The 6,946-nt window shown below is 67.4% G+C and carries 4 protein-coding genes and 1 riboswitch; of the genes, 2 read left to right on the top strand and 2 right to left on the bottom strand.

What is annotated here, in order from left to right:
- Both ELR45_RS21655 and gcvP read right to left on the bottom strand, forming a co-directional pair.
- Window positions 1-676: DedA family protein (locus ELR45_RS21655; RefSeq protein WP_205857005.1), on the bottom strand; the 676-nt coding region annotated here is incomplete at its 3' end.
- Between the two features lie 489 nt (window positions 677-1,165).
- Window positions 1,166-4,039 carry an aminomethyl-transferring glycine dehydrogenase gene (gene gcvP, locus ELR45_RS21650; RefSeq protein ID WP_129668205.1) on the bottom strand — a complete coding sequence of 958 codons (2,874 nt, stop codon included), beginning with the start codon at window positions 4,037-4,039 and terminating at the stop codon, window positions 1,166-1,168.
- A 96-nt stretch (window positions 4,040-4,135) separates the two neighbouring features.
- Window positions 4,136-4,235, bottom strand: a riboswitch (glycine riboswitch).
- A 200-nt stretch (window positions 4,236-4,435) separates the two neighbouring features.
- Between gcvP and ELR45_RS21645 the strand changes: the two genes are divergently transcribed.
- Complete coding sequence (locus tag ELR45_RS21645; RefSeq protein WP_129668293.1) at window positions 4,436-5,800, top strand: TrkH family potassium uptake protein; 1,365 nt, start codon at window positions 4,436-4,438, stop codon at window positions 5,798-5,800.
- 224 nt (window positions 5,801-6,024) lie between these two features.
- On the top strand, window positions 6,025-6,946 hold a 922-nt coding region (locus ELR45_RS21640), incomplete at its 3' end, for a potassium transporter TrkG (RefSeq protein WP_420813927.1).

Raw genomic sequence — 6,946 nt, 5'->3', positions numbered from 1 at the left:
CGGCGTCGTCGACACCGGGGGCTGTCTCAACGACCGAGCCGTTAGCACGTCTGCGCCGGTTGACAACGTGCCGCACGATCTCGACGATCGCCGTGATGCCGAGCGCGATGCCGAGCCCCAGGATGAGCCCCCTGAGCGGGTCGTCCTCGAAGGCCATGCCGCCGAAGTAACCGATCAAGCCCGAGTAGATGCCCCAGGACAGCGCCGCGATCATGTCGAAGAAGCTGAACTTCCGCAATGGGTAGCCGACGGTACCGCAGGTCAGAGTCACGGCCGTCCGTCCGCCGGGGATGTAACGGGCCACGACGAGTATCAGCCCGCCCCGGCGGATCAGCGCTTCGGACGCCCACGTGAACGCCGCTTCTGCCCGTTTACCTCCGAGGAAACGGCTCCGGAGGCGTGCCCCCGCCGTCCGTCCGATGGCATACGACGTGTGGTCTCCTAGGAATGCCCCCAAGGCTGCCGCCACGATCACCAGCAGCAGCGAGGGCTCGCCGCTCGCGGCGAACACGCCGGCGGTGATGACCAGTGTCTCCCCCGGCACGACAGGAAAGAACGCGTCGAGGAGCGCCAGCGCGAAAATGAGCGCGTAGATCCACGGCGACGACATCGCGTCCTCGGCGTACTCCAAGATCGTATCGCCGAACTCGCTCAACGCCTCGAGCATTACCCTCATCCCTGGATCCGTGTCCTACACCGTCCAAGGCACCCTATGTGAGCGGGCGCCTTCGGTGAGCGTCTTCCTCTATCCTTTCACGACGCTACCTACAACCGGCGCGCAGGACATGCGACCTGGGACGGACCTTTACTCTCGTTCACCCGGAGGGGTTCTCCCCGACCATCGTCGCTCACCCTCCGGACACCTACCGCCCATTGGCCGCTCAGGACCACCCCACAAGCCCAGAGCTCCCACTCTCACCACGTGTGTGGAAGCACGCTGCCGCCCACTCTCACCACGTGGGAGCCCGCCATGCCGGCGTGGTGGGCCGCCCTCAGCCTGTGGTGACCACAGCAGGTGGGGAGGGAGAAGATCCCCTCCAGGGAAGGCTCGGGCATCGGCGTGGGAGGAGCCCCGCGACGACCTCGCCGCGGGCGAGGAGGGGATCTTCTCCCTCCCCGCCGTGAACGGGGCCAGTCCCACCCGTCAATGGCGGGAAGTCGGGCGTCAGGTCGCGTATGCCTCCGGCGCGGGGCAGGAGCAGACCAGGTTCCGGTCACCGTAGGCGCCGTCGATGCGCCGCACCGGTGGCCAGTACTTGTCCTCCCGAGACGTCGACGACGGGTACACGGCCAGCTCCCGCGAATACGGGTGGTTCCACTCCCCGACCAGCGACGCCGCCGTGTGCGGGGCATTGCGCAACGGATTGTCCTCGCCCGGCCACTCGCCCGACTCGACCCGATCCGCCTCGGCACGGATGGCGATCATGGCGTCGCAGAACCGATCCAGCTCCGCCAGGTCCTCCGACTCGGTCGGCTCGATCATCAACGTGCCGGCCACCGGGAACGACATCGTGGGTGCGTGGAAGCCGTAGTCGATCAGCCGCTTGGCCACGTCGTCCACCGTTACTCCGGTCGCCTTGGTCAGCGGCCGGAGGTCGACGATGCACTCGTGCGCGACCAGCCCGCCCCGGCCGGTGTACAGCACCGGGTAGTGCTCGCCCAGCCGTGCGGCCACGTAGTTCGCCGCAAGAACCGCGGTCTGCGTGGCGAGCTTCAGCCCGTCCGGCCCCATCATGCGGATGTAGGCCCATGAGATCGGCAGGATCGATGCCGACCCGAACGGCGCAGCTGACACCGGCCCGACGCCCGTGGCCGGCCCGGCCTCCGGCAGCAAGGGGTGGTTCGGCAGGAACGGCGCGAGATGTTCCCGTACGCCGATGGGACCCACGCCCGGCCCACCGCCGCCATGCGGAATGCAGAACGTCTTGTGCAGGTTCAGGTGGCTCACGTCGGCCCCGAACTCCCCCGGCTTCGCCAGTCCGACCAGGGCGTTCAGGTTCGCTCCGTCGACGTAGACTTGCCCGCCCGCCGCGTGCACCAGGTGCGCGATCTCGGAGATGCCCTCCTCGTACACCCCGTGCGTGGACGGGTACGTGACCATGATGGCGGCCAGCCGATCGCCGTGTTCGGCGATCTTCGTCCGCAGATCGTCGAGGTCCACGGTCCCGTCCTCATACGCCGTCACGACGACGACCCGCATCCCGGCCATCACCGCGGACGCCGCATTGGTGCCGTGTGCGCTGGACGGGATCAGACAGACATCGCGCTGGGAGTCATCCCGCGAGCGGTGGTAGGCCCGGATCGCCAACAGGCCGGCGAGCTCCCCTTGCGATCCGGCGTTGGGCTGCACGGAGACGGCGGCGTATCCCGTGATCGTCGCCAGCCACGATTCGAGCTGGCGGATCAACTCGACGTAGCCCTCGGCCTGCTCCACAGGCACGAACGGATGGATCCCGGCGAAGCTCGGCCACGTGATCGGCTCCATCTCGGTCGTCGCGTTGAGCTTCATCGTGCACGAGCCGAGTGGGATCATCCCACGGTCCAGCGCATAGTCCTTGTCCGCCAGCCGCCGCAGGTAGCGCAGCATGGCGGTCTCGGACCGGTGGACGTTGAACACCGGGTGGGTGAGGAAGTCGCTGGTGCGCTGGAGGGCGTCCGGAATCGCCTCGCGCACCCGCTGGCTCGACTCGACGCCGGCTCCGAAGACCTTGAGCACTACGGCGATGTCGGCGTCGGTGGTCGCTTCGTCACAGGCGATGCGGACCCGGTCCGCGCCGTCGAGACCCAGGTTGATCCCGAGCTCGGCCGCCTCGGCGACGATCGCCTCCGCTCGTCCGGGCACCCGGGCCAGCACGGTATCGAAGAACGCGTCATGCACGACCTCGACGCCGCCGGCGCGCAACTGCCCGGCGATGGTCGCCGCCTGCGCATGGGTCCGCTGCGCGATCTCGCGTAGACCGTCCGGCCCGTGCCACACGGCGTACATCGAGGCCACCACCGCGAGCAGCACCTGCGCGGTGCAGATGTTGGACGTGGCGCGTTCGCGCCGGATGTGCTGCTCGCGGGTCTGAAGCGCCAACCGGTAGGCCTGCGCCCCGTCGGCGTCAACTGAGACGCCCACAAGACGTCCAGGCAATCCACGTTCCAGGCCGGGGCGCACCGCGATGTAGCCAGCGTGCGGGCCACCGTAGCCGAGCGGCACGCCGAACCGCTGGGAACTGCCGACCACCACGTCGGCGCCCATCTCTCCCGGCGGAACCAGCAGGGTGAGCGCCAGCAAGTCAGCGGCGGCGGTCACCAGGGCTCCGCGGTCATGTGCCTGCGTGATCGTCGCCCTGAGGTCACGCGCCTGGCCGGACGCACCCGGATACTGCAGCAGGACGCCGAAGAACTCACCGTCCGGCAGCCCGTCGCTGAGATCGGCGACCTCCACCTGGATGCCGAGCGGTTCCGCGCGGGTCTGCACCACCGCGATGGTCTGCGGCAGGCAGTCGGCGTCCACGAGGAAGCGATCGGGGCCGCCACGGACGGAGCGGCGCATCAACGTCATGGCCTCCGCGGCGGCCGTGGACTCGTCGAGCAGGCTGGAGTTCGCGGTGGGCAACCCGGACAGGTCGGCCACCATGGTCTGGAAGTTCAGCAGGGCCTCCAGCCGCCCTTGAGAGATCTCCGGCTGGTACGGCGTGTAGGCCGTGTACCAGGCCGGACTCTCCAGGACCCGACGGACGACCACCGGAGGGGTGACCGTGTCGGAGTAGCCGAGACCGATCATCTGGACCTGGCGCTTGTTCCGCCGCGACAGCTGGCGCAGTTCATCCAGCGCCTCCAGCTCGGTGCTGGCTTCGGGCAGGTCGAGCGTGTCCATCGTACGGATGGCTTCGGGCACGGCGGCCTCGGTCAACGCGTCGAGCGAGTCATAGCCGACGGTGGCCAGCATGGTGGAGATCTCATGGTCGCGAGGGCCGATATGTCTCCCGACGAACGGTGCGTCGGCAGAGACCTCGGACAGCGGACGGGGATTCAGCTGCGAAGAAGACATCGCTGGAGCTCCTCGGGCGCGTATGCGGGTATCGAGCGCTCCCCCTCTGTCGGACCGAACGCACAGCGGCGTGACATCTCGGTACTCCAGAGCTGCCTGTCCCGACCGGTCCCTGTTGCCTGAGAGGTTGACGGGGATGTTGCCCCTTCGGCGCTCCGCGACACCATGGACGCGAAGACTCTCCCGGCCGGAGTCGACGGCTTCTATCGCTCAGCATAACCAACTCCGGCGGTCGCGCCACTTCAGGCGCCGAGGCACGCGTCGCGCCACCGCCGACCGAATCGGCAGATACGCAGCTCAGCCCACCCCTTCTCCACAGGCACGCCGGATTCCGCGACCGTGGCCCGCCACAGGTGTAATGTCAAGCAAGTGCCTGAGGAGAACCGGGGGCTCCGCATGCGCCGCCTGACACGCAAGGCGGCGCGCCGGTTGCCTCATTTCCGGCATCCCGCCCAGTTCGTGGTGGCCGGCTTCGCGTCAGCGATCACCGTCGGGACGGTGCTGCTCTCCCTGCCGGTTGCCCGTGAAGGGCCAGACTCGGCGACCTTCCTGGAAGCCTTGTTCACCGCCACGTCGGGCGTCTGCGTCACTGGACTGATCGTCGTCGATACCCCCGAGTACTGGTCCACCTTCGGTGAGATCGTCATCCTCGGTCTCATCCAGGTCGGCGGCTTCGGCCTGATGACCATGGCGTCGTTGTTGGTACTCCTGGTCTCGCGCCGGATCGGACTGCGATCCCGCCTCACCGCGGCGGCTGAGACGAAGAGCCTGGGGCTGGGCGACGTGCGAAGGGTCGTCGTCGGCGTCGCGAAGGTCAGCCTGCTGTTCGAGGCGGCCACCGCCATCGCGCTGACGGCACGGTTGATGATCGGGTACGACGAGTCGTTCGGCCGGGCCGGCTACCTCGGCGTGTTCCACGCCATCTCCGCGTTCAACAACGCCGGCTTCTCGCTGTACAGCGATTCTCTGATGCGGTTCTCCGGAGATCCGTGGGTCCTGCTGCCCATCGCGGTGGCCGTGATCTGCGGAGGCCTCGGTTTCCCGGTGCTGCTGGAGCTGCGTCGCGAGTTCCGCCAGCCACGACGGTGGAGCCTGCACACCAAGATCACAGTCTCCGCGACCATCCTGTTGCTCGTCGGCGGATCCGCGTTCGTGACGTTCAGCGAATGGCAGAACGACGAGACGCTCGCCCCGATGAACCTGCCCACGAAGCTGATGAACGGTTTCTTCCACGCCGTCATGCCGCGGACCGCGGGCTTCAACAGCCTCGACGTGGGAGAGATGACCGAGGGTACCTGGCTCGGCACCGACGTTCTGATGTTCATCGGGGGTGGCAGTGCCAGCACCGCGGGCGGTATCAAGGTGACGACCTTCTTCCTGCTCTTCTTCGTCATCTACGCCGAGATCCGCGGTCAGCGCAGTGTGAATGTCTTCGACCGTCAGGTGGGTCCGCGAGTTCAGCGGCAGGCGCTGACCGTCGCCCTGTTGAGTGTCGCCGCGGTCGTCGTCCCCACGATCATCATCGCCGAGGCCACACCGGACATCTCCACCGATCGCGCCATGTTCGAGGTCGTCTCGGCGTTCTCGACGGTCGGGTTGTCCACGGGCATCACGGCCGAGCTGGCCTCTGCCGAGCAGGCCATGCTGGTCCTGCTGATGTTCGTCGGGCGGCTCGGCCCGATCACATTCGCCAGCGCCCTCGCGTTGCGCCACGAGGAGCGGCTGTACGACCTCCCGGAGGGCCGGCCGATCATCGGCTGACTCATTGCCCGCGGAGGTGGGCGTCGCCCTGTGTGCACAATTGCGGGCGCGACACGGCGCGACGACCTGGCACCTCCTCGGTTGCGGAGTGCTCGGTGCCGTGTAGTGTCGCGCGAGTGCGCAGGGACTACGGGGCGCTCGTCGCGCGATGGTTGGCCAGTGCAGCAAAGCACCGGCCTCACTTCACGCACCCCGCACAGTTCGTCGTCGCTGGTTTCGCCTTCATGGTCGCGTGCGGCACCGCAATTCTGATGCTGCCGGTCGCGACCGATGGTCCTGACTCGGCAACGTTCCTCGAAGCGCTGTTCACCGCCACGTCCGCGGTGTGCATCGTCGGGTTGATCATCGTCGACACACCGGACTACTGGTCCACCTTCGGCGAGGTCGCCATCATGGGCATGTTCCAGGTCGGCGGCTTCGGGATCATGACCATGAGCTCACTGCTAGTGGTCCTCATCTCCCGGCGGATGAACCTCCGTTCCCGGTTGACCGCCGCGGCGGAGACCAAGAGCCTGGGCCTGGGCGACGTCCGCCGGGTCGTCCTGGGTGTCGCGAAGCTCAGCATCAGCTTCGAAGTGGTCGTCGCCGCGATCCTGTTCATCCGTTTCAAGCTCACCTACGACGAGCCGTGGGGCCGGGCGCTCTACGACGGTGTCTTCCATGCCGTCTCCGCATTCAACAACGCCGGATTCTCGCTCTACAACGACAGCCTGACGCGGTTCGTCACCGACCCGTGGGTCTGCATACCGGTCGCCGTCGCGGCGTTCTGCGGTGGCATCGGCTTTCCCGTGCTCATCGAGGTGCGCCGGCAGTTCATGCGCCCTGGGTCATGGAGCCTGCACACCAAACTCACCGTCTCGATGAGCGTGCTGCTGCTCGTGCTGGGATCGTCCTTCATCATGGCCAGCGAGTGGGGCAACGAGGACACGCTGGCACCGCTCAGTCTGCCCGGCAAGATCCTCGCCGGCTTCTTCCACGGCGTGATGCCCCGGTCCACCGGGTTCAACACCCTCGACGTCGAAAGCATGAACGAAGCCACCTGGCTCGGCAACGATGTGCTCATGTTCATCGGCGCCGGGAGCGCCGGCACCGGTGGCGGGATCAAGGTCACGACGTTCGCACTGCTCTTCTTCGTCATCTACGCCG

This window comes from Phytoactinopolyspora endophytica, assembly GCF_004138495.1.
Classification (GTDB): Bacteria; Actinomycetota; Actinomycetes; order Jiangellales; family Jiangellaceae; genus Phytoactinopolyspora; species Phytoactinopolyspora endophytica.
The sequence above is the reverse complement of the archived record's forward strand: the minus strand, read 5'-3'. Positions and strand labels throughout refer to the sequence as shown.